Here is a 24,342-nt window from a genome sequence, read left to right as displayed (position 1 = left end):
GGCATCACCAGTTCGCGGCGGGGGGATTTCCGGCGGTGATCTCCTCCAGCCGTCGCCTCGTGGCTGGTGTCGTCCCTTCCGGCAGACGATCCAGCGGGAAGAAGCCGGCCTCGGCGATCTCGCGGTCCGGCCGCCTGATGCCTTCGACCGTAAAGGAGCGGATGACGAAGAGCGCGACATGATCGCGCCGCGAAATCTGACGGTTGAAAAAGATGCCGTGCAGCGACGCCGGCCCCGTGATCGCGATGTTGCCCTCTTCCGCGAGCTCCCGCTCCAGGGCGTCCCACATCGTCTCGCCAACCTCGACACCGCCGCCCGGCAGATACCAGCCGGGGATATAGCCGTGCCGGACCAGGAAGACCTCGCCGCGGTCATTGAGCACTGCTGCGCGCACGCCGAACGTCATGCTGCGAGAAAGCCGGAAATAGACATGCAGCAATGCCGTGAGCAGCCGATGCCGGAGCGTCCGCGGCATTTCCGTATCGGTCGAGGCCTGGGGTGCCGGCGATTGCATCGGAACGACTCTCAAGACCGCGGCAATTGTCTATGCAAAAAACGCATGACGAACCGTCAACCACGTCGCTTGCCCCGTCACAAACGCGCCCCAAATAAGGACCACACAGCCGCCGCATCCGCTAGGAACTACCAACATGTTGCTCTCGTTCATCGTCTCTTACCTGAAGGCCAAGCCGGCCTATGTCTGGAAGCCCGCCGTGACCCTGACCGATTCCCGTATCGTGTCGGAACTGACCGGCGCCGCCAACTGAAGCTTTCCGCATCCCGTCAGTCCAGACGCGTCATAGCATCGGACCGAAAAGTGGAATCCACTTTTCGGAACAATCCGATGCGATAACAATCACATAGATCACCGTTACCGCGTCCGATAGGACGCGCGGCGATCTAAGGCGCGCTTGACTGACGGCGGGCGGGAAGGGCAAGCGCTGGAGCGTGTTCAAGCTCGCGCATCTGTCGGACCCGCATCTCGGCCCGCTCGCCGGGTTTTCGCTGCATCAGCTTCTGGGCAAGCGCGCGACCGGTTACGTCAACTGGCGTCGCAAGCGCCGGCATGCCCATGACATGGATGTCCTGGCGCGCATCGTCGCCGACATTCACGCGCAGCAGCCGGACCATGTCGCCTGCACCGGCGATGTCGCGCATATCGGCCTGCCCGACGAATTCAAGACCGCCCTCGCCTTCCTGGACACGCTCGGGCCGCGCGAGACGGTCAGCTTCGTGCCGGGTAATCACGACGCCTATGCGCGCTCCTCGCTGAAGCCCCTCGCAGGGCTGCTAGCCCCTTGGTGCGCCAACGATGAGGGCCGCGCCGGCTATCCCTGGTACCGCCGCCGCGGCCCGGTCGCGCTGATCGGCGTCAACAGCGGCGTTCCGACCTTGCCGCTGATGGCGACGGGCCGCATCGGCAGCGAGCAGATGGAGCGCATCGCCGCACTGCTCGACCGCGCCCGCGACGAGCGTCTCATCCGCGTCGTGCTGATCCACCACCCACCCTATGTCGGCGGCGCGAAACGCGGCCGCGAACTGGTCGATGCCGCCGCTTTCGAGACCATGCTGAGGCGCAAGGGCGCCGACCTGATCATCCACGGCCATAATCACAGCTTCTCGCTGGCCTGGCGCCCCGGCCCCGCCCACGACGTTCCCATCGTCGGCGTGCCCTCAGCCTCGCTCGGCCCGCGCGGCCATGGCGAGCTCGGCGCATGGCATCTGTTCCACATCGCAGGTGACGCGACAGCCCCTCGGATCACGCTCGAGCAGCGCGGCTTCGAGCCCGACGGCACGGTCATCCTCCGCCAGGAAATCGCGCTTCACACAAAGCCGACCTGACAAACCCCACGTTACCATAGCATCAGATCGAAAAAGGGCACCCAGTTTTCGGAAAAATCAGAAGCGATAACAAATACATAGATCACCGTTACCGCATCCTATCGGGCGCGCGGTGATCTAGGCATCTGCGGCCATTTACCCGCTCTTCACGCGGGCTTCCTATGCTCTCGTAAGGGAAGGAGGCGCAGATGTTTTCCGGAACCCTCGGCAGAAGCCAGTTCTTCGTCAGGTCGTGCCTTGTCGGCATCATCGAGACGGTGGTGCTGCTGATCTGCATCGCGATCCAGCATGAGGCCTTCATCGGCCCGTCGGGACCCGGCCGCTACCGGCTGGCAGCGACAGTATTTCTGGTGAGCGCGTTTTTTGCCTTCATGCGCATCAGCTTCGCCATGCGCCGCAGTCGCGACGCCGGCGGCGGCGAGCTCTTCATCGGCATCTACATCATCGGCATCTGCCTGACGCTGGCCCTTCAGGTGCAGACGCTGGTCGCCGCCCGTACATTCGACGATCCGGTAAGCAGCTTGGGATATGCCGGCCTGCTTTATCTCCTGCTGACCGGCATGTGGCTCTATCTGCTGTTCGCAAGCCCGGCGCCGGGCGCAGGCCAGGGAAGCACCGCGCCATCCTTCGCCCGCAACATCCCGGACGACCGCGGCTCGACGGCCAGCAATGCGCAACTGTCGCTGGCCATGGAGCAGGCGATCGCCGGCAAGAAGCCGCTTCCCGCCACGCCTGCCCCGGCCCAGTCCCAGGGCTTTCTCGGAACGGCACGGCAAACCCCAGCGACGCGCCAGCGAACCGAGTTCGGCCGGCGCGGCCAGAAGTAGCGCCCCATAGATCGCCGTGCGTCCTAGCGGACACAGCAACGGTGATCTATCTATTTGTTATTGCATCTGATTTTTCCGAAAGGCGGATTCCACTTTTCGGTCCGATGCTATAGCTCAAACGCAGCGTCCGCCGTCGACGGCCAGCACCGACCCCGTCACCATGTCGGCCTCGTCCGAGCACAGGAACAGCGCCGCATTGGCGATGTCCTGCGGCGTCGAGAAGCGGCCCCACGGGATGGTGGAGGTGAAGGCCTTGCGCCGCTCGGGCGTATCCTCGCCCATGAAGGTGGCGAGCAACGGCGTCTCGCCGGCGACCGGCGCGATGGCGTTGACGCGGATCTTGTCCGGCGCGAGCTCGACCGCCATCGACTGCGAGATCAGGTTCGCCGCGCCCTTCGAGCCATTGTACCAGGTCAGGCCCGGACGCGGACGCAGGCCCGCCGTCGAGCCGATGTTGAGGATGACGCCGCCGCCATGTTCGCGGAAATGCGGCACGGTCGCCCGCGCCATCAGATAGATCGACTTCACATTGACGGCGAAGATCCGGTCGAACTCTTCCTCGGTCACCTCGGTCATCGGCTTGTTGCGATGGGTGGTGCCGGCATTGTTGACGACGATGTCGAGCCGCCCGAACTTGGCGATGACCTTCTCGACCGCCTTGTCGACGCTCTTGGCCTTGCCGACATCGCAGGTCACGGCGAAGGCCTTGCGGCCGATCGCCTTCGCGGCTTCCTTGGCCTTGTCGCCGTTGATGTCCAGCACCGCAACGCGCGCGCCTTCGCGCACGAAGGTCTCGGCGATGCCGAAACCGAAGCCCTGCGCCGCGCCGGTCACCAGCGCCGTCTTGCCTTTGAGTCTCATGGTCGTTCCTCGTGGTCTCGCTTGCCACGATGTTTGAAACGATTGAGCGAGTCGGTAAATGCGCTTTTGCGCTAAGGCGGATACGGAAATCGAATGGCTCGCCGTCATTCTCGGGCGAAGCGAAGCGCCTATCCGAGAATCTCGTGACGGGATGGCACTGGTTTCCGAGATGCTCGGGTCAAGCCCGAGCATGACGGCGAGGTTCAGGCGCCAATCTCTTCCCGCAGCATCTCCAGCTCCAGCCAGCGCTCCTCGGCATCGCCGATCTCGCGCGACACCTCTTCCAGCCGCGCCGTCGCCTTGGCGAAAAGCTTGGGATCGCGCGTGTAAAGATCGCCCGCCACGGCGGTGTTGAGCTTCGCGGCCTCGGCCTGCAACGCCTCGATCTTCTTCGGCAGCGTTTCGAGCGCATGCTTCTCGTTGAAGGAGAGCTTGCGCCTGGGCGCCGGCGCGGCCTGCACGGGGGCGCTCGCAGTCTTCGGCGCCGCTGGCGCCTTCTCCACCACACGTAGCTTCGCGCCGACACCACGACCGCGCTGAGCCAGCATGTCGGAATAGCCGCCGGCAAACTCGGTCCAGACGCCGTCGCCATCCGAGATCAGCACGGCCGAGACGACCCGGTCGATGAAGTCGCGGTCATGGCTGACCAGCAGCACCGTGCCCTGATAGTCGGCCAACAATTCCTGCAGCAGATCGAGCGTTTCGAGATCGAGGTCGTTGGTCGGCTCGTCCAGCACGAGCAGGTTCGACGGCTTCGCCAAGGCGCGGGCCAGCATCAGCCGCCCGCGCTCTCCGCCCGAGAGCGCGCCGACCGGCGTGCCGCGCTGGATCGGCTGGAACAGGAAGTCCTTCATATAGGAGACGACATGGCGCGGCTGGCCGCCGACCATGACCTGATCCGAGCCGCCGCCGGTCAGTGCATCGCCGAGCGGCGTCGCCGGGTCGAGGCTTTCGCGGCCCTGATCGAGCGTCACCATCTCCAGCGCCGTGCCGAGCTTGACCGTACCGCTGTCGGACGCGAGCGCGCCAGTCAGCAGGTTGATCAGCGTCGTCTTGCCGGCGCCGTTCGGACCGACGATGCCGATCCGGTCGCCGCGCGCCACCCGGAGCGACAGGTTCTTGACGATCATGTTCGTGCCATAGGCCTTGGCGACGTTGACTGCCTCGATGACGAGCTTGCCGGAGGTCTGCGCCTCGGAAGCCTCAAGCCGGACTTGGCCGGTCGCGGCCCGGGCCGTGCGGCGTTGCTCGCGTAGCGCGTGGAGTTCGCCGAGGCGGCGCTGGTTGCGGGTGCGCCGGGCGCTGACGCCATAGCGCAGCCAGTCCTCCTCCCGCGCGATCTTGCGATCGAGCTTGTGGCGCTCCAGCTCCTCCTGCTCCAGCACCTCGTCGCGCCAGGCTTCGAAGTCGCCAAAACCCTTCTCCATCCGCCGCGTGACGCCGCGATCGAGCCAGATCGTCGCGCGCGACAACGAGGTCAGGAAGCGCCGGTCGTGGCTGATCAGCACCATGGCCGAACGCAGCGACTTCAATTCCTGCTCCAGCCATTCGATCACCGGCAGGTCGAGATGGTTGGTCGGCTCGTCGAGCAGCAGGATGTCGGGCTCAGGCGCCAGCACACGCGCCAGCGCTGCCCGACGCCCTTCGCCGCCCGACATCGAGGCCGGGTTCTCTCGCCCGGTCAGACCGAGCTCGGTCAGCAGATATTGGGCGCGATAGGCGTCGTCGCCGGGTCCCAAGCCTGCCTCGACATAGGCGAGTGCCGTATCGAAGCCGGTGAAGTCCGGCTCCTGCGGCAGGTAACGGATGGTCGCGCCGGGCTGGACGAAGCGCTCGGCATGGTCGGGCTCGACGAGGCCCGCCGCAATCTTGAGCAGGGTCGACTTGCCCGAGCCGTTGCGGCCGACCAGGCAGACGCGCTCGCCGGCCGAGACCGCGATCTCGGCGGCTTCGAGCAGCGGCTGTCCGCCGAAAGTGAGCGCGACGTCGCGCAGATGCAGCAAGGGGGCCATGATCCGTCCTGTTTCCGGCCTGCGGGATAGACTGCCGCCGCCGCCCTGTCACGCCCTACAGGCGATGGCACGGCCCTTGCCAGAGCCATTCCGCCCCCTATCGTGAGGCGGAGCAGCCCATGAGTCCGAGAGCCATGCCCAGCGAACGCCCGATCGGGATCGGCCATAATGGCGGCCCGCCGTTGAAGGAACGCAAGCGCCGCTCCGCCACCGGCTCAGGCACGATCGGGCGCTATTTCGACTGGCGCTTCGCCCATCGCAAAGCCTGGAAGAAGCCGCGCGAGATCGCGCTACGACGCGAGGAGAAGGCCTCGGCCCTCGGCCTGACCTATGAAGAGTATTCGCTCGAGATCATGGAGCGCGGCTATTACCCCCAGCCCGAGCATGTCGACACGATCAAGTCCAAGCGGCCGCAGCGGCGCAAGGATGGCGGCGTGGTCGGCCAGTCGCTCAAGGGCATGAAGCTGAACTGAGTGCCGCCGTCATTCTCGGGCGAAGCGAAGCGCAGACCCGAGAATCTCATGACAGAGCGGCTCCGGAGCCTCTTCCTGCCGGAGATGCTCGGGTCAAGCCCGAGCATGACGGCCGCCTCTGCTTCCCAGCCAGCGCCGCACAAGCCGCGTCGCCGGCTTCTCGAAGAAACGATAGAGCAGCACCGCCGCTACCACGGCACCGGTGAGCGCGAGCACGATGTAGGGCATCGGCGCATGGAGCCCGATCCGCAGCGCGACCTCGCGCATCCCCCGGATCACGAAGGGATGGACGAGATAGAGCGCATAGGAGGCATCGCCGACCGCTGCCAGCGCCATGATCGGCTTCGGCGGCACGATGCCCTCGCGGCCGCAGCCGGCGGCGAGCATCAACAGGACGGCGGCACCGCCGCGCCACAACACGCTGCTCCATGGACCATCCGTGCCAGGAAGTTGTGCGGCCGCGATCAGCACCGCCACGCCGCCGATGGCGACCGCGACGCGCAGGGCGCCATGCAGGCGAAGCCCCCTGCGCCGCAACACGGCAATGCCCATGCCGGCGGCGAATTCGAGAACGATCGGCTGCCCCCAGAATGCGAAAGGCAGCGACAAGGGTCCGCTCAGGCTCTCCATCCCGACCAGCGCGGCCAGGACCAAAATGACTGCCGGCAAGGTCCAGCGCTTCGGCAGGGCAAGCCCGGCGGCGAACAGCGCGTAGAACAGCATCTCGTAATTCAGCGTCCAGCCCAGCGAATAGACCGGCTGAACCAGCCCCTGCGTCGAGACGACCGGCCAGAACAGATAGGAGCCGAGGATCTGCGCCAGATTCGGCACGCCCGAGTTCAGCACCGCCGGAACGGCGAGACCGACCAGCAGGAACAGCGTCGTCATCGCCCAGTAGAGCGGTACGATGCGCGCCAGCCGGCGCTTCAGGAATTCCCGCCAGGCACCCGCACGTCCGAACAGGTCCTGCGAGGCGTGGACCATGATGAAGCCGGACACGACGAAGAAGATGTCGACGCCGGCCATCCAGGGCAGCAGGTCGCTGCGGCTGAAGCTCAGGCCTGCCTGCGCCGCCAGCACGGCGGCATCCGGCTGCACGTGATGGATCGCGACCATGAAGGCCGCGAGCGCGCGCAGGACCTGGATCGAATAGATGGGCTGCACGCGAACCTGTCGGGAAGCAGTCGGATGAGCGGAGCGCTCAGCCAAACCACAGCCGCTTCGGATCGTCGAGCCCGAAACGGTGGAGATTGGCGGCTATTGCGGCGAGCCCCTGCTCGGCCGCGTCCTTCGTGGTGACGACGTGCAGGGCAAAGCGCCCGGCGAGATCCTCCATCGGCGGCTTGCGGGCAAAGGCCGCGCGGACCGCGGCCCCGTCCGCGAGCGCCAGCAGGTGCGGCGCAATCCCACCGGCGATGAAGACGCCGCCGGTCGCCTTGAAGACGAGGGCGAGATCGCCGGCGACCCGTGCCAGCAGCCGCCAGAAGCAGACCACCGCCATCAGCGCCGCCGGGTCCCCGTCATGGGCGAGGCGGGAGACATCGGCGGCGCTCATCTCTGCCTCCAGCATGCCGGACGTCCGCGCCACGGCCTTGTGCAGGCGCACCAGCCCGTCACCGCTCAGGAGATGCTCGACCGTCAACCGCGGTATGCCGTTGCTTAGCGCCGGCCAGATCCGCTGCTCGGTCAGGTCCTCCGGGCCGATGCCGATATGGCCGGCTTCAGTCGGGATCAGCATGCCGCGTTCACCATGCGTCAGCAGCGCCGCCGCCCCGAAGCCGGTCCCCGGACCCAGCACCAGCCGCACGCCTTCCGACTCCGGGTTGCCCTCGACCAGCGTAACGACATCCTCCGGGCCGAGGACGGCAAGCGAAGCCGCCAGGGCCTCGAAGTCATTGACCAGAAGGCCCTGCGTCAGTTCGAGAGCGCCCGCGATCCGCGGCCCGTCGAGATTCCAGACCGCGTTCGTCAATTGCGCCTGCCGGCCGTCGAGCGGCCCGGCGACGGCGAGCACGGCCGAACGCGGCTTCTCCGAAACCTCCGCGAGCACTTCGGAAAATGCGGCCTCCGCCGTCGGGTAGCTGCCTGTGCCGATCCGCGCGAGCGGCCGATGCGGGCTGTCCGGATCGGGAACCAGCGACAGCCGGCAGTTCGTGCCGCCGATATCAGCGACCAGCACCGGATAGGATATCGACGGCGGGCGCATCAGAGCGGCTTCCGCCAGGGTGTGAACCAGCCGAGACCTTCGAGCGTACCGCGCTCCGGCCGATATTCGCAGCCGACGAAGCCGTCATAGCCCAGCGCATCGAGCTCGGCGAAGAGCGTCGGATAGTCCGGCCCCGAGGCGTCCGGTTCGTGGCGGCCCTTGGCGCGGGCGATCTGGACATGGCCGACGAGCGGATAGAGCGCCTTCAGCCGTGCCAAGACGTCGCCGTGGATCAGCTCGCAATGGTACATGTCGAACTGCAGCCGGACATTCGGCCGGCCGGATTCGCGGATATAGGTCGCCGCCTGATCGAAATCGTTCAGGAAATACCCCGGCATGTCCTTGCCGTTGATCGGCTCGAGCAGGAGGTCGATGCCATGCTCGGCGAGCTTGTCTGCGGCATAGGCGAGCGAAGCGCGATAGGTCTTCTGCGCGACAGGATCATTGGGATCGGCGAGCCCCGCCATCATGTGCAGGCGCTTGACGCCGGTCTCGTGCACGTAGCTCAGCGCCTTGTCGACCGAGGCCCGAAACTCGTCCTCGCGCCCCGCCAGTGCCGCGATGCCGCGCTCACCCTTGGCGAAATCACCCGGCGGCAAGTTGAACAGAGCCTGCTCCAGCCCACTACCCGTCAGCGCGAGCCCGACCTGCTCCGGGGTATGCTCATAGGGGAACAGGAACTCCACGGCCTCGAAGCCGGCCTCCGCGGCCGCCCTGAAACGGTCGAGGAAATCCCATTCGGTGAACATCATCGAGAGGTTGGCGGCAAAACGCGGCATGAAGGTCTCTGCGGGCTAAGCGATAGCAATCGCGACAAGCTAGCGCGCTCAGCCCGCCGCGTCATGGCCAAACGCGGCAGGGAGGGAATGCGTTCCGACCCGCCGACCCGACGGTCACTTCTTCTCGGGCTTCGGCGGCGGGTTCGGATCGGCCGAGAAACGCCGGAAAACCATGTCGGGCGAGGAGGTGTTGTGGCGCGAATGGGTGGTTCGTCCCATCCAGATATCGGTCGCCTTGCCGCCCGGGTACGACATCAGCGCCTCCTCGCGCCAGCCCTTGGCGCCGGGCTCGCGCAGCGCGATGCGGGCGACGTCGTTGTTGAACTCGGTGACGTACATCGAGCGTAACGCCACGAAGGCCCTGCCCCCGGTCACCGGCTTGTCGAGCACCGCATCGAGCACCATCCGGTTCTCGTCGACGCTGTCGAGCCTGATGCTGCCGGCCGAGCCGTCCTTGAAGTTCAGCTTGAAGGTCAGGGTCTTCGGATCGAACTCGATCTCCTTGATGTTCACCACCGGGCGCCCGTCCTGCTCGATCGGCCCGAACAGGAAGGAAGAACCGTAGGAGGAGAAGCCGAGATGCTCCGGCGGCAGCGGTCGGGCGCGCCAGTAGCCGTCCTGCGGATAGACGACCAGCACCTCGTAGGACTTGTCCTTGCCGAGCTTCCAGAGCTGGACGAGATGCAGCCCTTTCTCTACCCGGTCGCCGACGCGGAAGGTGGTGTCAGCCGGCCGCCAGAAGGTCGGGAAGGTGTAGCCGACGAGCCAGTAATCGATCGTCTCCCAGAAGGTGGTGCGGCGCGGCGGGGTCGGCGGCGCGAAGGACGGATCGCCCTTCATGTCGCAATTCGCCCAGTCGGCATCCCAGTTGTCGCGTACGAGTCCCGCGATGTAGGCCGGATGCGCCGCCTCGATCTGGAAGCGCCGCACCTCCGGCGAGATCGCCTTGATCGTGACGTTGTCCTTCTCGGCGCAGAGCACGGGCTCGGATTCGTTCCTCACCTCGACGGCGACGTCGCCGGCAGCTCGCGCAATCGTCAGGGAAGCGAGAAGCGCGACCGAAACCGCGAGCGGGCGAAGATGGCTGGGCATGGCGATCCTTGGCGAGTGGTTTTCGAGGCAGCTTAGCGACGCAAGATGAACGCCGGCTGGCCGCATTGCCTCATATGCCGGCGAAAACTGCGGCGACGAAGCAGCTCCCGATCTGCACTGCAACGCTGGTCTCGACAGATGGTTGCCAGAGATTCCTCAATCCGCGAGCGCCGGGAGGCATCGATGCAGACGCTGCTTTTCTCGGCCCAGCACTCGCCTGGCTCGACGGAGACAGCCTCCAAAGGCGGCCCTCAATGTGCCAGGATGGCGTAGACGTCGCCCGAATTGGCGGCGTGAGGCAAGCCGCGCAGATAATCGCCCATGGCGTCCGCGGTTGCGGGCTCGGCGAGTTCGAGCCTCTGGCTCTCTCCGATCGCGACATTGAAGCGATAGGGGCCGAGCGTCTCCAGCACGGCGAGGCAGGCCTCGGCAACCTCGCGCTGGATCGTCGTGAATTCGAAGGAGATCACCGGCACCGCCTTGGTCAGCCCCGCCAGCACATGCGCCTCGAAGCCTTCGACGTCGATCTTGAGGAGCTTGGGCAACCCGTGGCGCAGGATCAGCCGGTCGAGCGTGGTGCAGGGCACGGTGATCTCGTGGTCCCAGACCTGTCCCTCCCAGCCCCGCGCACCGGCCGCTGCACCGATGAAAGCGGCCGACGCCGTCGAGACGGTCGGGTTCGCGCTGTTGATCTTGAGGGCAATCGAGCCTTCATGATCGCCGCAAGCCGCCGCAATCAGCGTCACCAACGGATCGCGTCGGTGGATCAGGCGAATGACACGCGCCGGTCCCGGCTGCGGCTCCAACGCAACGACGCGGGCACCAAGCCTGCGAAACGAGGAAATGCGGTCGCCGACATGGGCGCCGATATCGAAGGCGAGATCGCCAGGCTGCAGGAAGGCCCCGTAGAGCCGATCCATCGCCGCGTTGCGCTGCTTGTCGCCATGATAGACACGCAGGCTGCGCGAAAGCGCTTTCACCGTTCCCTTCGGATAGGCGGTGGCGTTCATGCGCTTTCCCCGTCGCGAATGGCGGCCAGCACCGGCGGCATCTCGAAATCCTCCGGGATGCCGCAAAGCCCATGGCCGGCGAGCCAGGCGCCGGCAGCCGGCCAGGCGGTCAGCATCGCGAAAGGGATCGCCAGCAGATAGCCCGCCGTCAGGGGCAGCGACCAGATCAGCACCGCCGGCGCAAGCAGGCCGAGCGCCGCGACGAGATACGTCCCGAACAGCAGATGCGGCCATAAGCCCGCGAAGGCGGTGGCAAGGGACAGCGCATGGGCGTCGCGCGCTTGGCCATTCCAGCCGATCCTGGCCCGCCCGAAGGCGAGCCCGATCATGAACAGCGTGGTCCGGAAGCTCGATACCGCGCCTTGCAGGAAAGCAAAGAGCACCTCGATCACGGCCGAGGCCAAGAAACGCGCCGCGCCGCCATAGCGGCGCACCCCGGCACGCGTCAGCAGGATATCGGCGAAACCCGCGAGCTTGGGCGAAAGATACATCGCCAGGAACAGGACATAGAGGCCGGCCGCCAGCGTTACGGGATAATCCGCGATCGCCCGGTCGTCCAGAACCTTCAGCGGCAGGAGCGCGATCATCAGCGTCCAGGCCGGCAGCCCGAGGAACATCAGGATCGCCCAGACGAGCTGAAACCGGCTCATCCGCTCGAGATCAGGCAGGTCGAGCAGCTTGAGATACTGCAGATTGCCGAGGCACCAGCGCAGGTCGCGCTTGGCGAACTCCAGCATGGTCGGCGGATTCTCCTCCCAGCTTCCGCCCTCGACCGGCAGGACGCGAACCTCGTAGCCGGCGCGGCGCATCAGCGTCGCCTCGACCTGATCGTGGCTCATCACCGCCCCGCCCAGAGGTGCCTTGCCGGGCAGGATAGGCAGGTAACAATGATCGCGAAACGGCGCGATCCGCACCAGTGCGTTATGTCCCCAGAACGGCCCGCAATCCCCACCCCACCATGCCGAGCCCATCGTGTAGGGCCGCATGCCGTGGCGCATGCCGAACTGGAAGATGCGGGCGAAAGCGGAGCGGCTGGGCATACCGACCACGAGACTCTGCAGGATTCCGAGCTTCGGATGTGCCTGCATCATTCGGGCCATGCCGAGGATCGTCTCGCCGGCCATGACGCTGTCGGCATCGAGTGGGAGCATCAGCTCGTAGCGCTCGCCCCAGCGCTCGCAGAAATCCCGGAGATTGCCGGCCTTGAAGCCGGCATTGTTGGTGCGGCGGCGATAGATCAGGCGCGCCGGCTCGCCGATCTCCTGCGCCCAGGCCGCTGCCAGAGCCTCTTCGGCAACGGCAACCGCCGGATCATTGGTATCGGACAGCACGAAGTAATCGAACCAGACGCCTTCTCCTGTCGCATCCAGGCTCTCCTTCACCACCTTGAGCCGGCGGAAAGCGCGCGCCGGATCCTCATTTCGCAGTGTCATCAGCACGGCAGTGCGCAGTGTAAGCGGCGTCGCCCGCTCGCCCGCCGCGGCGAAGGGCGCGACCTCGGCAAGACCATCCTTGCGGCCATGCAGCAGCCAAAGCCCGATTGCCGCGTTCCAGAAGCCGAGCACGGTCCAGGGTGCCCCGAAAAGGAAAGCGACGAAGACCGCCACATCCGCAGCGGTCCAGCCCCCCACCCCCAGCACCTGAGCAAGCCCTGCCAGCAACAGGGCCAGAGTCGCAAGGTTCAGCACGAGAACGAGAAGGCGCCGTCGCCGGAGGACGGTTGCGTCCTGCAGCCCGGCTGGCGTCAGGCCGAGCGCTTCGACCTCTTGCGTCACCCGCTGGAACGTGGTCGGACCGGAACGCTGGTTCGTGGCAGTCTCTGTCATGGGAGGCAGACAGGCTCGGACGGAGGGCAGACGCGATGGCGCGGGAGCTAAAGCCTGCAACCACGATTGACGCAAGGGCCAAGGCCCTCGCGCTTTGGTATACAGCCCCCCGTGAATGCAGCCTGAATGATGTAGCCCTGCCGGTGCCGAGCCCCGAGGACTGCCTCGTCACCACATTGTGGAGCGGTCTCAGCCGCGGCACCGAGCGCCTCATTTTCGAGGGCCGCGTGCCGCCTTCCGAGCATGAGCGCATGCGTGCGCCCTTCCAGGAGGGCAGCTTCCCCTTTCCGGTCAAATACGGCTACTGCGCCGTCGGTCGCGTCGATGCCGGCCCTCACGACCTGCTCGGCCGCATCGTCTTCTGCCTTCACCCGCATCAGGACCGCTTCATTGCGCCGCGCAGCAGCCTGATCCAGGTGCCGGACAGCGTTCCGCCACGGCGCGCCATCCTCGCCGCCAATATGGAAACGGCCCTGAACGCCCATTGGGACGCCGGCTCCGGCCCGGCCGACCGGATCGTCGTGGTGGGAGGCGGGGTCCTCGGCCTGCTCGTCGCCTGGCTCGCCGCCCGCCTGCCGGGGACCGAGGTGACGCTGGTCGATATCGAGCCCAGCCGCGCCGCACTGGCGGCCAAGCTCGGCTTCGCCTTCGCCACGCCCGATGCCGCCCCGCGCGACGCCGATCTCGTCTTCCATACCAGCGCGACGGCCTCGGGCCTCGCCACGGCCGTGGCGGCAGCCGGCACCGAGGCGCGGATCGTCGAAATGAGCTGGTATGGCGAGGGCACGGTGCCGGCCACCCTTGGCTGCGCCTTCCATACGCGCCGTCTCCAGCTCGTCTCGTCGCAGGTCGGCATGGTCGCCGCCTCGCATCGGGCGCGCTGGGATCATGCAAGGCGGGCGGGAGCCGCCATGGCGCTCCTTGCCGATGACCGGCTCGATGCGCTGATCACCGAGGAGGTCGCGTTCCGTGACGCGCCGCTGCGCATTCCGGAACTGCTCGCGCCCGGTGCCGCTGGCCTGACCGCCGCGATTTGCTATGAAGCGCAGCCGTGACCGCGTCCCGCTTCGGGCGCCTCCCGAGGAGATCGCATGTTTTCCGTCGAAGTCCGCGACCGCATCATGATCGGCCACTCGCTGCCCGATCCCTTCTTCGGTCCCGCGCAGAACATGCATGGCGCGACCTTCGTGGTCGACGTCGCCTTCTTCCGTGAGACGCTGAACCGGCAGAACGTGGTCGTCGACATCGGCGCCGCACTTGACGTGCTCGGCAAGACCCTGAAGCCGCTCAACTACCAGAACCTCGACGCCCTCCCGCAATTCGCCGGCGTTCTGACCACGACCGAATTCCTCTGCAAGCACATCTTCGACGCCATGTCCGCGGCCGCAAAATCCGGCGCGCTCGGCACCGATGGCGCCGGCCTCACAAAGATCCGCGTCACGCTCCACGAGACCGATCTCGCCCGCGCCAGCTACGAGGGCACGCTGGCGTGAGTGCCATCGTCTTCGCCATCCCCGGCGATATCGACGCGCCAACCGGTGGCTACGGCTATGATCGCCGGCTATTGCAGGAATGGCGCGAGATGGGCATCGAGGCCAGGCATCTCGCCCTGCCTGGTTCCTTTCCATTTCCGACGGCCGAAGACCTGACGGCGACGGAACAGCTGCTCGCCGTAACCGCGCCCGACGACATCCTCCTGATCGACGGCCTCGCCTATGGCGCCTTCCCCGAGCCGCTCGCGGCACGGTTCGCGGACCGACTCGTCGCGCTGGTGCATCATCCGCTGGCGCTGGAGACAGGGCTTGCCCCTGGCGAGGTGTCCTTCCTGCGCCAGAGCGAAAAGCTGGCACTCAGCCATGCGCGCGCCGTGGTGGTCACCAGCCCGGCCACACGCGACATGCTCGCAGCTGCCTACGCCGTGGCGCCCGGCGACATCACCATCGCCATTCCCGGCACCGATTCCGTGCCCCCCGCTACGCGCGCAAGCATCGGCGCCGCTGTGCGCCTGCTCGCCGTCGGCTCGATCATTCCCCGCAAGGGCTACGACGTGCTGGTCGAAGCACTCGCTGCCATCAGGGACCGGCAATGGATCATGACCATCGCCGGCTCGCCCGATTATGCACCCCGCACGGTTGAATACCTGCAGGACCGGATCGCCAGAATCGGGCTTGCGGACCGCATCTCGTTCGTCGGCAGCGTGGACCCCGGCAGCCTATGGCGCCTCTATGACCGGACCGACATTTTCGTGATGTCCTCGCTCTACGAGGGCTACGGCATGGTGCTGACCGAAGCGCTGGCGCGCGGCTTACCTATCGTCACGACGCTGAGCGGGGCCGGCGCCGAAGCCCTGCCTGACGCCGCCGCCCTCAAGGTGCCACCCGGCGACGCCGCGGCACTTGCCAAGGCGCTCGCGAGGCTGATTGATGTGCCGCCAGAGCGCCGGCAGCGGGCCGACGCCGCATGGGCGGCAGCCAAGACGTTGCCGCGCTGGCGGGATACGGCTCAGATTGTCGCCGGGGCATGCCTCGACCGTGACGGCCAAGAGGTGCGGTAATGTCTGGTTTCTCTCCGGAATGGCTCGCCTTGCGCGAGCCCGCCGATCATGCGGCGCGCAACCCGCAGGTCCTCGCCGCGGTCGGCGCATATTTCTCCGACCAATCTTCGCTCTCGATCCTCGATCTCGGCTGCGGCGCCGGCTCAAATCTGCGTGCCTCCTACGCCGCCCTGCCCGATCGTCAGCACTGGACACTCGTGGATCACGATACCGATCTGCTCGCCCATGCGCGCAGCCGCCTGACGGATTGGGCCGATGAAGCACGCGAGCAGGGCGAGGAACTCGTCCTGACCAAGGGCGAAAAGCTGATCGGCGTGGACACCCGCCGGGTCGATCTCGACAAGGATCTCGACTGGGTGCTGGGCTGGCGGCCAGACTTGGTAACGGCGGCCGCCCTCTTCGACCTCACCTCGCGACGCTGGATCGAGCGTTTCGTCGCCGCGCTGGCAAGCCAGCACCTGCCGCTCTATGCCGTGCTGACCTATGACGGCCGCGAGGACTGGCAGCCGGAGCACCCCGCCGATATCGGCATCCACACCGCCTTTGTTGATCATCAGCGCGGTGACAAGGGCTTCGGCCCCTCCGCCGGCCCTGAAGCCTGCGAGATCATGGCCGAAGCCTTCCGCAAGACCGGCTTCGCGGTTTCCATGGGCGACAGCAGCTGGCTGATCGACGGCGCCCGCGCCGATCTGCGCGCAGCCCTGGCCGAAGGCATCGCGGACGCCGTGCGCGAAACCGGGCGGGTCGATCCAGCCACCATTGAGAGCTGGCTTGCCACACGCCGAGAAGCCGGGTCCGCACGGATCGGCCATCAGGATCTCTGGGCGCGACCAGTCTGAGGCTCCGCCTCGACAAGGGGCTGGATCGCCCCCTGCGTCCGGCAGGACGCAGGATGACCTAGCCGGATCCCGGCCACATCCGGCGCAGGACGCCATCCTTGCGGATGAAGCGGTGATAGAGCGCCGCCGCGATATGCAAGATCGCAAGCGCCCCAAGCGTCAATGCAAGCTTGCCGTGGATGCCGAGCACCTGCTTGGCGGCCGCTTCATTCGGCTGAGTCAGCGCCGGCAGAGTGAACAGGTCGAACACGGTCAGCGCGGGAAACAGCGATACTCCGGTCCAGCCCAGCAGCGGCACGACGAGGAGCAGCCCGTAAAGCAGCCAGTGGACGAGGTGCGAGCCGGCCTTCTGCCACCATTCCAGCGTCGGTTCATCCGGAGGCGCACCATGCAGAAGGCGGTAGATCAGCCGCCCCGCCGTCAGCCACAGCAGCAGGAAACCGGTCAGCTTATGAGCGCTGTAAAGGCCGTTGGTCAGCCCGTCCCAGAGGTTCAGGACGTTGCCGCGATAGCTCATCGTCACGCCGACCGGGATCATCACGAAGACCGCGACCACGGTGATCCAGTGTAGCGTGCGGGCGGTCGCGCTGTAGCGGTCGCCGGGCGCAATCTCCTTCGACATCGATCGTTCTTCTCCGGGCGTTGCCGCTAGGGCATCGGACCGAAAAGCGGATCCCACTTTTCGGTCCGATGCTTAAACAAGGAGCTAGATCGCCACTACGCGCCCGAAAGGACGCATGGCGATCTAGGGAAAGCATTCATCCCACGTTCAAGCTCACCAGCCTATACGACGGTGCTCCGGTCAGGTTCCCGTTTCTTGGTTCCTGAGCGCTTGCGCGCCGTGGAACCGTGCCCTGACGGGAACGTTGCTGGAAGGGCGAACCAAGAACCCCTATATCGTCCTGCGATGGTGCCTCTGACGCTCCTCGGCCGCTTGCCGGCCCAATCTGACGGACTTCCCGATGCCTGAGTCGCGTACGCTCTTCGGCCCCTCCCTCGAAACTGCTCTCGTGAGGGTGGACCGGGCAATCGCCGAGTTTCGTGCCGGCCGCCCCGTCCTGCTGCGGAACGGTGATCAGCGCGCGCTCGCCCTGTCTGCCGAGTTGGCCGAAGATGCGCTCGTACAGGGTCTCAATGAGCTGGCGCATGGCTGTGGCCATCTGGTCCTGAGCGGCGCCCGGCTGCGCCGCCTTGGCGCCAAGGGGCGCAGCGAAAGCGGCATTTTTGCCCTGCCCACGATCGATCTCGGCCGTATCGAGACGCTCGCTCTCAAGATCGATGCGCGGATGGACGCGCCGATCGCGCCCGCCTCCGGTCTCGACGAAGCCGCGCTCGAGCTGGCCCGCCTGTCGCTCGTCCTGCCGGCCGTCATCGTCGTGCCGGTCAGCGCTGCCGATATCGCCGGCGAGCCGCTGGTCGAGGTCGCCCTGGATGCAGTCAACGGCTACCGCGCCGAGCAGGCCGCATCGCTGAAGATCGTCGGCCGCGCGCCGGTGCCGCTCGAAGGCGCGCCGGAGACCGAGTTCGTCGTCTTCCGCGGTGGCGAGGGGCTGCGCGATCAGGTCGCGATCATTGTCGGCAAGCCCGATCTTTCGGCGGCCGTGCCGGTGCGCCTCCACTCCGCCTGCCTTACTGGCGATCTCTTCGGCTCGCTGAAATGCGACTGCGGCGACCAGCTGCGCGAGACCGTGCAGTGGATGGCGGAGAACGATGGCGGCGTTCTGCTCTATCTGGACCAGGAAGGCCGCGGCAACGGCATCTCCAACAAGATGCGCGCCTACAAGCTGCAGAGCCAGGGCTGGGACACCTACGACGCCGACGAGGTGCTCGGCTTCGATCTCGACCAGCGCCATTTCGATTTCGCGGCGACCATGCTGAAGCAGCTCGGCGTCTCCATCGTCGTGGCGCTTACCAACAATCCGCAGAAGATCGGCGCGATCCAGGCGGCGGGCCTCGAGGTGGCCGCAAGCCAGCGCGTGCTCGGTCGCCCGAACGCCCACAATGTCCGCTACCTCGCCTCGAAGCGCGACCGCGCCGGGCATTTCATCGATATGGACGCGCTGATGGCGCGGGCCGCCCCGACGGATTGACGGCGTTTGCGATTGCGGCCAGGCCAGGCTGATGCCCGTGCCCGAAACGATAGCGACCGAGAGCAGTCCGACACGCTGGCCGCTGGCCAGCGTGTTCTGCATCGTGTTCCTGTGCTGGCTGGCCCTGTCCTGGCCCTGGCTCTCGGGCGCGGTCACCATCCCCTGGGACGCCAAGGCCCATTTCCACCCTCAGCTCCAGTTCCTCGCCGATAGCTGGCATCGCGGCCTCTCTCCGTTCTGGACCCCTTACGTCTTCTCCGGCTCGCCGCAGGTCGCCGATCCGCAATCGCTGATCTTCTCGCCCTCCTTCGCGTTGATCGCCGCGCTCAATCCCGCGCCCGATTTCCGCTGGAACGATGGCGCGGTGCTCGGCACGCTGCTCGTCGGCGCGCTGGCGATCGTCCTGATCTTCCGCGACCGCGGCTGGCATCCGGCCGGCGCCGTCGTCGCGGCGCTCTCCTTCGCCTTCGGCGCGGCCGCCGCCTGGCGAATCCAGCATGTCGGGCAGGTGCTGAGCCTCGGCTATTTCGCTGTCACCCTGTTTCTGCTCTCCCGCGCGCTGGAGCGCGGCTCGATCGGCTACGGCTTCGCCGCCGGGGTGGCTTCCGGCTTCATGGTGCTAGGCCGCGATCAGGTCGCGCTGATCGGCGTCTACGTCCTCGCCGGGCTGGTGATCGCTGCGATCCTGATGGCGCGCAATCCTTGGCGCGCCTTCCGTACTAGCTTGCTGCCCCTGCTTGCCGGCACGCTCGGCGCCATTCTGGTCGCCACCATCCCCATCCTGCTGACCGGCTTCATCGCGCAGGAGTCGAACCGCCCCGCGATCGACTTCGTCGAAGCCGGCAAGGGCTCGCTGCACCCCGCCGCGCTGCTTACCGGGCTGATCGCCAATCTCTATGGCGCGGCCGGGCCGCTCGCGGATTTCTGGGGCGCGCCGAGCCCGGCCTGGGAGGCCCGCTTCGGCCCGCTCGGGCTCTTCCTCGCCCGTAACATGAGCCAGCTCTATCTCGGCCTGCTGCCGATGGGGCTGATCCTCACCATCGGCCTCGTCCGCGGGGCGCTCTGGCGGCGCGAGATCGTCGCACTCAGCGTCGCGGCGCTGATCGCCCTGCTCTATGCGCTCGGCCGCTACACCCCCGCCTTCAGGCTGCTGTTCGAGCTGCCCGGCATCAGCTTCTACCGCCGCCCCGCCGATGCGCTCTTCATCCTCGGCGCCCTGCTCGCCATCCTCGGCGGCTATCTCACCCATCTCGTCATGACAGGCACGGCGCCGAAGGCGCGGCCCTGGCAGATCGCCCTGGAAGCGCTGATCTTCGCCGGAGCGCTCGCCCTCGCCCTCTGGCTCGCCTGGACGGTCGGGCGCATCCCTGTCGCCACCTCGCCGCTCGTGATCGCGCTTCTCTGCGGCGTGCTCTCGCTTGGAAGCATCGTCGCCGCCCGCGGCCTGGCCCAGCGCGGCTCGGCGCTCGCGGCCACCGTCGTCCTGGCTGCCACGCTCGTCGTGGACCTTTCCGTCAATAACGGCCCAAGCGAATCCACCGCCCTGCCGCCGCAGATGTATGACGTGCTGCGCAAGGACAGCACGAACGAGACCATCGCTCTGCTCAAACGCGAAACCGCCCGCACCGCCGCGCCCGACCGGCGTGACCGGATTGAACTCGCCGCCATCGACTTTCACTGGCCCAATGCCAGCCTCGTCCATGAACTCGACAACACCTTGGGCTACAACCCGCTGCGGCTCGGCCTCTACAGCAAGGCGACCGGCGCCGGCGACCATGTCGCCCTGCCCGATCAGCGCACCTTCTCCGCCCTGATGCCGGGTTATCGCTCGCTGCTGGCCGACATGCTGGGACTGCGCTTCATCGCGACCGGCGTGCCGATCGAGCAGATCGACAAGCGGCTGAAACCCGGGGACCTCCGCCAGATCGCCCGGACGAAGGACGCCTATGTCTATGAGAACCCGCGCGCCTTGCCGCGCATCCTGCTCGTCACCGAGGCGCAGAAGGCCGATCTCGACGGCATCCTGACGAGCGGCCAATGGCCCACCGGATTCGATCCGCGCCGGACCGTCCTGCTCGACCGCGATCCACCGCCGCTCGCCACGGGCGCGATCGGGCCGGCCACGGTCGCGATCCGCGATTACGGCACGACCACGGTGACGATCGCCGTCGATGCGCCACGCGGCGGTTATCTCGTCCTCAACGATGTCTGGCACCATTGGTGGCGGGTCGAGATCGACGATCGGCCGGCGGAGTTGCTGCGCGCCAACGTGCTTTTCCGGGCCGTCGTCGTCCCGCCGGGGAAATCCACAGTGCGTTTCGTCTTCCGCCCGATCGAGGGCCTCTACGGGGACATCGTCGCGCGGCTGCGCAATCTCGCGGCAACCCGGCAGGGATAGCGCGCCCGTCGGGCGTAGGAGTAGCTACCGCCCTCTCCTGCCAGATTCAGCCGCACTCTCATGGCAAAGGGCCGGCCTGGATACCAAAGGCTGCGAGTGAACGATGACGTCAGCACCCATTTCAAGCCAGGGTGAACGGAAGGCGACACGCCGCGAGTGGCTTGGCCTGCTCGCAATCGCCCTGCCCTGCATGATCTATTCGATGGATCTCACAGTGCTGAACCTCGCCGTGCCGACGCTAACGCGCGACCTGAAACCGAGCGCGAGCCAGCTGCTCTGGATCATCGACATCTACGGCTTCATGGTCGCCGGCTTCCTGATGACCATGGGCACGCTCGGGGACCGCATCGGCCGCAGGCGGCTGCTGATGATCGGCGCAGCCTTCTTCGGTGTCGCTTCGACCGTTGCGGCCTTCTCCAACAGCGCAGAGATGCTGATTGCCATGCGCGCTGTCCTCGGCATCGCCGGGGCGACGCTTGCTCCCTCGACGCTGTCGCTCATCACCGTGATGTTCAGCGACGAGAAGGAACGCACCTTCGCGATCTCGATGTGGATCGCCAGCTTCTCGGTCGGCGCCATCATCGGGCCCGTCGTCGGCGGCTTCCTGATCGAGTATTTCTGGTGGGGTTCGGCCTTCCTGATCGCCGTGCCGCCGATGCTGCTGCTGCTCGCCATCGGCCCGATCCTGCTGCCGGAATATCGCGCGCCGAACGCCGGCCGCATCGACATCCTCAGCGCCCTGCTCTCGCTCGCCGCCGTGCTCGGGCTTGTCTACGGCATCAAGCACTGGGCGGCGGAGGGCTTCGACTGGCAGGCTGCCGTGTCGATCATCGCCGGTCTCGGCTTCGTGCTGCTCTTCCTGCGGCGACAGGCGCGGCTCGCCGACCCGATGATCGATCTCGCCATGTTCCGCATCCCTGCCTTCCGGGCGGCGCTGGCGATTAACCTCGCCGGCATCCTGTTCATGTTCGGCAGCTTCATCTTCCTGGCGCAGTACTTCCAGCTCGTCGCCGGGCTGACGCCGCTGCAGGCCGGCCTCTGGTCCTTGCCCTCGGCCGTCGCCTTCACGCTCGCCTCCTTCGTGACGCCGAGCCTCGTCGGCCGTTTCACGCCAGCGGCGCTGATGGCGGGCGGCATGGCGGTCTCGGCGATCGGCTTCGTCTGGCTCGTCTTTGCGCCGGGCCTCGTGCAGATCGTCGCCGCCTCGGTGGTGTTCTCGATCGGCTTCACGCCGGTGATCACGCTGACCACCGGCATCGTCGTCGGATCGGCTCCGCCGGAACGCACCGGCGCCGCTTCAGCCATGTCGGAAACCAGTGTCGAGCTTGGCGGCGCGCTCGGCATCGCCGTGCTCGGCAGCCTGGGCGCCGCGCTCTATCGCAGCCGCATGGCGGATGTCGTCGTGCCCGGCGTCAGCGTCGAGGCGCTCGCCCCGGCACGCTCGACGTTGGGCGGCGCCCTGGCCTTCGCGACGGGGCTCGCGCCCGATCAGGCCGGGCCGATGCTGGCGCGGGCCTGCGAGGCCTTCATGCTCGGCTTCCGCGCCGCTGCCGTCCTGTCGATCGTCGGCATGCTGTTCTGCATCGCCGTGACGCTGACGACGCTGCGCAACGCACGGCCGGGCGAAGCGCATTGAGCCGCGGCGGGCGGCTTCAGGCCAGTGCGCCCATCGCGGCGATCGGCTGGACCGGCAGCCCATCCAGCACCTTGGCGAGCCCGGCCGGATCGACCTCGCCGCCATGCATCGTCTCGTCGCGATGGATGCCGCCGGCGATGAACAGGCTGTCAAAGCCCATCAGCCGCGCGCCGGCGAGATCGGTCCTGACCGCATCGCCGATCACCAGCACCTTGCCAGGCTCGACCGACTTGCCGCCGCGCGCCTCGGCGGCGGCTGTGAGCGCGAGGTCATAGGCCGGACGATAAGGCTTGCCGGCCCAGGCGACCGTGCCGCCCAGCTCCTCGTAGATCGCCGCCAGCGAGCCGGCGCAGGGCAGCAGATCCTCGCCGACATGCACGACGAGATCGGGATTGCCGCAGATGAAGGGCAGGCCGCGCTCGGCGAAGCGCTCGAGCAGCGGCCGGTACTGTTCCGGCGTCTCGGTGCGGTAGTCGTTGAGCTCGGTCGCGACGATGATGTCGGCCTGCTCCTCGCCAACCAGCTCGACATCGAGCCCGGCGAAAACGGCCCGATCGCTCTGCCAACCGATATGGTAGACGCGCTTATGATGGCTCTCCGCGATCAGTGCACGCGTGACATCACCGGAGGTGACGAGCCGGTTCCAAGCCTCGCGCGGCACGCGCTTGGTATCGAGCAGACCAGCCACCTGTGTGGACGGCCCGGGAGCATTGGAAAGCAGCGCGACCGTTCCGCCGCGCTCGCGGAAGGCGATCAATGCCTCGCAGGCCGGCTCCAGCGCCCAGAGCCCGTCATGAACGACGCCCCAGACATCGCTGATCAGCACATCGTAGCGGGCGAGGAGATCGCCCGCACGCTTCAGGACTGGAACGGTCATCAGCCTTTGGCCTCAGCCGCCATGCGCGCTTCGACCTCGGCCCGGTGCGGCAGCGGTGCGACGGCGCCATATCCTTGCGTCGACAGCGCCGCGGCGACATTGGCATAGGCGCCCGCGGCAAAGGCATCGCCTGTGCGCAGATATTCCGCGAGGAAGGCGCCGTCATAGCAATCGCCGGCCCCAGTTGCATCGATGGCGTTGACCTTGATCGGCCGGAAGCGCTCGCGTCGGACCGGCGTCGCAACCAGCGAGCCTTCATGGCCGAGCGTCAGCGCCACGAGGCGCGCGCCGAGACCGAGATAGAAGTCGACGATGGCGTCGGGATTGTTGAGCCCGGTGAGCTGCGTCGCGTCGTCGAGCCCGGGCAGAACGATATCGGCCATGGCACAGGCGGCGTGGATGATCGCCCGCGCGCGGGTCAGCGGCCAGAGCTTGAGGCGCAGATTGGTGTCGTAGGCGGTCAGCACGCCGGCCTTGCGCGCGGTCTCGAAGGCCTCGAACACCGCGTCGCAGGCGCTTGGCGAGATCGCCTGGCTGATGCCGGAGGCCTGGATGATGCGGGCCGAGCGGATGAGGTCGCGCGGCAGGTCGCGCGGGCCGTAGAGGCTCGCGGCCGAGCCGGCGCGCAGATAGGAAAAGACATGGCCGGACGGGCCGTGATCGACGAAATAGAGCCCCGTCGGCGCGGTCGGATGCGTCGAGACATGAGCATCGTCGACGCCCTCGCGCTTCCACAGCGCCCGGATCGAATGGCCGGCGCTGTCGTCGCCGAGCGCCCCGAGATAACCGACCGACATGCCCTGCCGGGCTGCCGCAACGGCGCAATTCGAAGTGTCGCCACCATGCCCGAACAGGAAGGCCCCGGTCTCGGCCCGGGTGGCGTTGAACTCGCCGAGCGGCTCGCCCAGGCACAAGAGATCGATTTGGCTGTCCGTCACGATTTAAAACCATTCAGGTGGCGCCGGCGCGCCGGGAGGCCCCGTCTTCCTAGAACATCGGGCTGAAAAGAGGAAACCGCTT

General features: G+C 67.0%; 22 protein-coding genes. 10 read left to right on the top strand and 12 right to left on the bottom strand.

Features of this window, described 5'->3' with window-relative positions:
• Positions 1 to 4 precede the first annotated feature (4 nt).
• Positions 5 to 475 carry an NUDIX domain-containing protein gene (locus FQV39_RS26690; RefSeq protein WP_248313153.1) on the bottom strand — a complete coding sequence of 157 codons (471 nt, stop codon included), beginning with the start codon at positions 473 to 475 and terminating at the stop codon, positions 5 to 7.
• A gap of 473 nt (positions 476 to 948) precedes the next feature.
• On the opposite strand from FQV39_RS26690, the gene FQV39_RS26685 reads away from it, so the two are divergent.
• Both FQV39_RS26685 and FQV39_RS26680 read left to right on the top strand, forming a co-directional pair.
• Complete coding sequence (locus FQV39_RS26685) at positions 949 to 1,842, top strand: metallophosphoesterase family protein (protein ID WP_149133045.1); 894 nt, start codon at positions 949 to 951, stop codon at positions 1,840 to 1,842.
• Positions 1,843 to 2,030: 188 nt separating this feature from the next.
• Positions 2,031 to 2,669 carry a hypothetical protein gene (locus FQV39_RS26680; RefSeq protein ID WP_149133044.1) on the top strand — a complete coding sequence of 213 codons (639 nt, stop codon included), beginning with the start codon at positions 2,031 to 2,033 and terminating at the stop codon, positions 2,667 to 2,669.
• A gap of 114 nt (positions 2,670 to 2,783) precedes the next feature.
• Here FQV39_RS26680 and FQV39_RS26675 read toward each other — a convergent pair whose 3' ends face one another.
• Both FQV39_RS26675 and FQV39_RS26670 read right to left on the bottom strand, forming a co-directional pair.
• Positions 2,784 to 3,530 carry an SDR family oxidoreductase gene (locus FQV39_RS26675; protein WP_149133043.1) on the bottom strand — a complete coding sequence of 249 codons (747 nt, stop codon included), beginning with the start codon at positions 3,528 to 3,530 and terminating at the stop codon, positions 2,784 to 2,786.
• A gap of 203 nt (positions 3,531 to 3,733) precedes the next feature.
• Positions 3,734 to 5,542: an ATP-binding cassette domain-containing protein gene (locus tag FQV39_RS26670; protein ID WP_149133042.1), complete on the bottom strand. Its 1,809-nt coding sequence runs from the start codon at positions 5,540 to 5,542 to the stop codon at positions 3,734 to 3,736.
• Positions 5,543 to 5,661: 119 nt separating this feature from the next.
• On the opposite strand from FQV39_RS26670, the gene FQV39_RS26665 reads away from it, so the two are divergent.
• Positions 5,662 to 6,015, top strand: coding sequence for a hypothetical protein (locus FQV39_RS26665; RefSeq protein WP_187640072.1), 354 nt, complete (start codon positions 5,662 to 5,664; stop codon positions 6,013 to 6,015).
• Between the two features lie 93 nt (positions 6,016 to 6,108).
• Here the strand turns inward: FQV39_RS26665 and FQV39_RS26660 are convergent, their stop codons facing one another.
• The 6 genes from FQV39_RS26660 to mdoH form a co-directional block, all read right to left on the bottom strand.
• On the bottom strand, positions 6,109 to 7,179 hold the full coding sequence (locus FQV39_RS26660) for an acyltransferase family protein (protein WP_248313152.1): 1,071 nt from the start codon (positions 7,177 to 7,179) through the stop codon (positions 6,109 to 6,111).
• Between the two features lie 37 nt (positions 7,180 to 7,216).
• Positions 7,217 to 8,221 (bottom strand): glucokinase, encoded by a 1,005-nt coding sequence (locus FQV39_RS26655; RefSeq protein ID WP_149133041.1) that lies wholly within the window; start codon positions 8,219 to 8,221, stop codon positions 7,217 to 7,219.
• Entirely contained in the window at positions 8,221 to 9,000 is a 780-nt protein-coding gene (gene otnI / locus FQV39_RS26650) for a 2-oxo-tetronate isomerase (RefSeq protein ID WP_149133040.1), read from the bottom strand. Before otnI ends, FQV39_RS26655 begins: the two co-directional genes overlap by 1 nt.
• Before the next feature lie 114 nt (positions 9,001 to 9,114).
• Entirely contained in the window at positions 9,115 to 10,092 is a 978-nt protein-coding gene (locus FQV39_RS26645) for a hypothetical protein (RefSeq protein WP_149133039.1), read from the bottom strand.
• A 251-nt stretch (positions 10,093 to 10,343) separates the two neighbouring features.
• Positions 10,344 to 11,102, bottom strand: coding sequence for an FkbM family methyltransferase (locus FQV39_RS26640; RefSeq protein WP_149133038.1), 759 nt, complete (start codon positions 11,100 to 11,102; stop codon positions 10,344 to 10,346).
• Positions 11,099 to 12,928, bottom strand: a complete 1,830-nt coding sequence (gene mdoH / locus FQV39_RS26635) for a glucans biosynthesis glucosyltransferase MdoH (protein WP_149133037.1) — start codon at positions 12,926 to 12,928, stop codon at positions 11,099 to 11,101. Before mdoH ends, FQV39_RS26640 begins: the two co-directional genes overlap by 4 nt.
• 35 nt (positions 12,929 to 12,963) lie before the next feature.
• Between mdoH and FQV39_RS26630 the strand changes: the two genes are divergently transcribed.
• Genes FQV39_RS26630 through FQV39_RS26615 form a run of 4 tightly spaced genes read left to right on the top strand, consistent with a single transcriptional unit; the run spans position 12,964 to position 16,321 of the window.
• On the top strand, positions 12,964 to 13,983 hold the full coding sequence (locus FQV39_RS26630) for a zinc-dependent alcohol dehydrogenase (RefSeq protein ID WP_472840610.1): 1,020 nt from the start codon (positions 12,964 to 12,966) through the stop codon (positions 13,981 to 13,983).
• 36 nt (positions 13,984 to 14,019) lie between these two features.
• A complete protein-coding gene (locus FQV39_RS26625) occupies positions 14,020 to 14,421 on the top strand; it encodes a 6-pyruvoyl trahydropterin synthase family protein (RefSeq protein WP_149133036.1) in 402 nt (133 codons plus the stop codon).
• A complete protein-coding gene (locus FQV39_RS26620; RefSeq protein WP_149133035.1) occupies positions 14,418 to 15,482 on the top strand; it encodes a glycosyltransferase family 4 protein in 1,065 nt (354 codons plus the stop codon). The genes FQV39_RS26625 and FQV39_RS26620 overlap by 4 nt, the downstream gene beginning before the upstream one ends.
• On the top strand, positions 15,482 to 16,321 hold the full coding sequence (locus FQV39_RS26615) for a class I SAM-dependent methyltransferase (protein WP_149133034.1): 840 nt from the start codon (positions 15,482 to 15,484) through the stop codon (positions 16,319 to 16,321). The genes FQV39_RS26620 and FQV39_RS26615 overlap by 1 nt, the downstream gene beginning before the upstream one ends.
• 58 nt (positions 16,322 to 16,379) lie before the next feature.
• On the opposite strand, the gene FQV39_RS26610 is transcribed toward FQV39_RS26615, so the two are convergent.
• Positions 16,380 to 16,943: a cytochrome b gene (locus FQV39_RS26610; protein WP_149133033.1), complete on the bottom strand. Its 564-nt coding sequence runs from the start codon at positions 16,941 to 16,943 to the stop codon at positions 16,380 to 16,382.
• A 340-nt stretch (positions 16,944 to 17,283) separates the two neighbouring features.
• On the opposite strand from FQV39_RS26610, the gene ribA reads away from it, so the two are divergent.
• The 3 genes from ribA to FQV39_RS26595 all read left to right on the top strand — a co-directional run bounded on the left by ribA (position 17,284) and on the right by FQV39_RS26595 (position 22,445).
• The gene (gene ribA / locus FQV39_RS26605) at positions 17,284 to 18,411 is read left to right on the top strand and encodes a GTP cyclohydrolase II RibA (protein WP_149133032.1); all 1,128 of its coding nucleotides are present in this window, start codon (positions 17,284 to 17,286) and stop codon (positions 18,409 to 18,411) included.
• A gap of 31 nt (positions 18,412 to 18,442) precedes the next feature.
• Positions 18,443 to 20,809 carry a glycosyltransferase family protein gene (locus FQV39_RS26600; RefSeq protein ID WP_149133031.1) on the top strand — a complete coding sequence of 789 codons (2,367 nt, stop codon included), beginning with the start codon at positions 18,443 to 18,445 and terminating at the stop codon, positions 20,807 to 20,809.
• A 103-nt stretch (positions 20,810 to 20,912) separates the two neighbouring features.
• Positions 20,913 to 22,445 carry an MFS transporter gene (locus FQV39_RS26595; protein WP_149133030.1) on the top strand — a complete coding sequence of 511 codons (1,533 nt, stop codon included), beginning with the start codon at positions 20,913 to 20,915 and terminating at the stop codon, positions 22,443 to 22,445.
• Between the two features lie 16 nt (positions 22,446 to 22,461).
• Here the strand turns inward: FQV39_RS26595 and FQV39_RS26590 are convergent, their stop codons facing one another.
• Together FQV39_RS26590 and FQV39_RS26585 are read right to left on the bottom strand one after the other, a co-directional pair.
• Positions 22,462 to 23,322 (bottom strand): TIGR01459 family HAD-type hydrolase, encoded by an 861-nt coding sequence (locus FQV39_RS26590; protein ID WP_149133029.1) that lies wholly within the window; start codon positions 23,320 to 23,322, stop codon positions 22,462 to 22,464.
• Positions 23,322 to 24,260 (bottom strand): sugar kinase, encoded by a 939-nt coding sequence (locus tag FQV39_RS26585; protein ID WP_210251144.1) that lies wholly within the window; start codon positions 24,258 to 24,260, stop codon positions 23,322 to 23,324. The genes FQV39_RS26590 and FQV39_RS26585 overlap by 1 nt, the downstream gene beginning before the upstream one ends.
• Positions 24,261 to 24,342 lie beyond the last annotated feature (82 nt).

The organism is Bosea sp. F3-2 (genome assembly GCF_008253865.1).
GTDB lineage: Bacteria > Pseudomonadota > Alphaproteobacteria > Rhizobiales > Beijerinckiaceae > Allobosea.
This window is presented reverse-complemented; position numbering and strand designations above follow the sequence as displayed.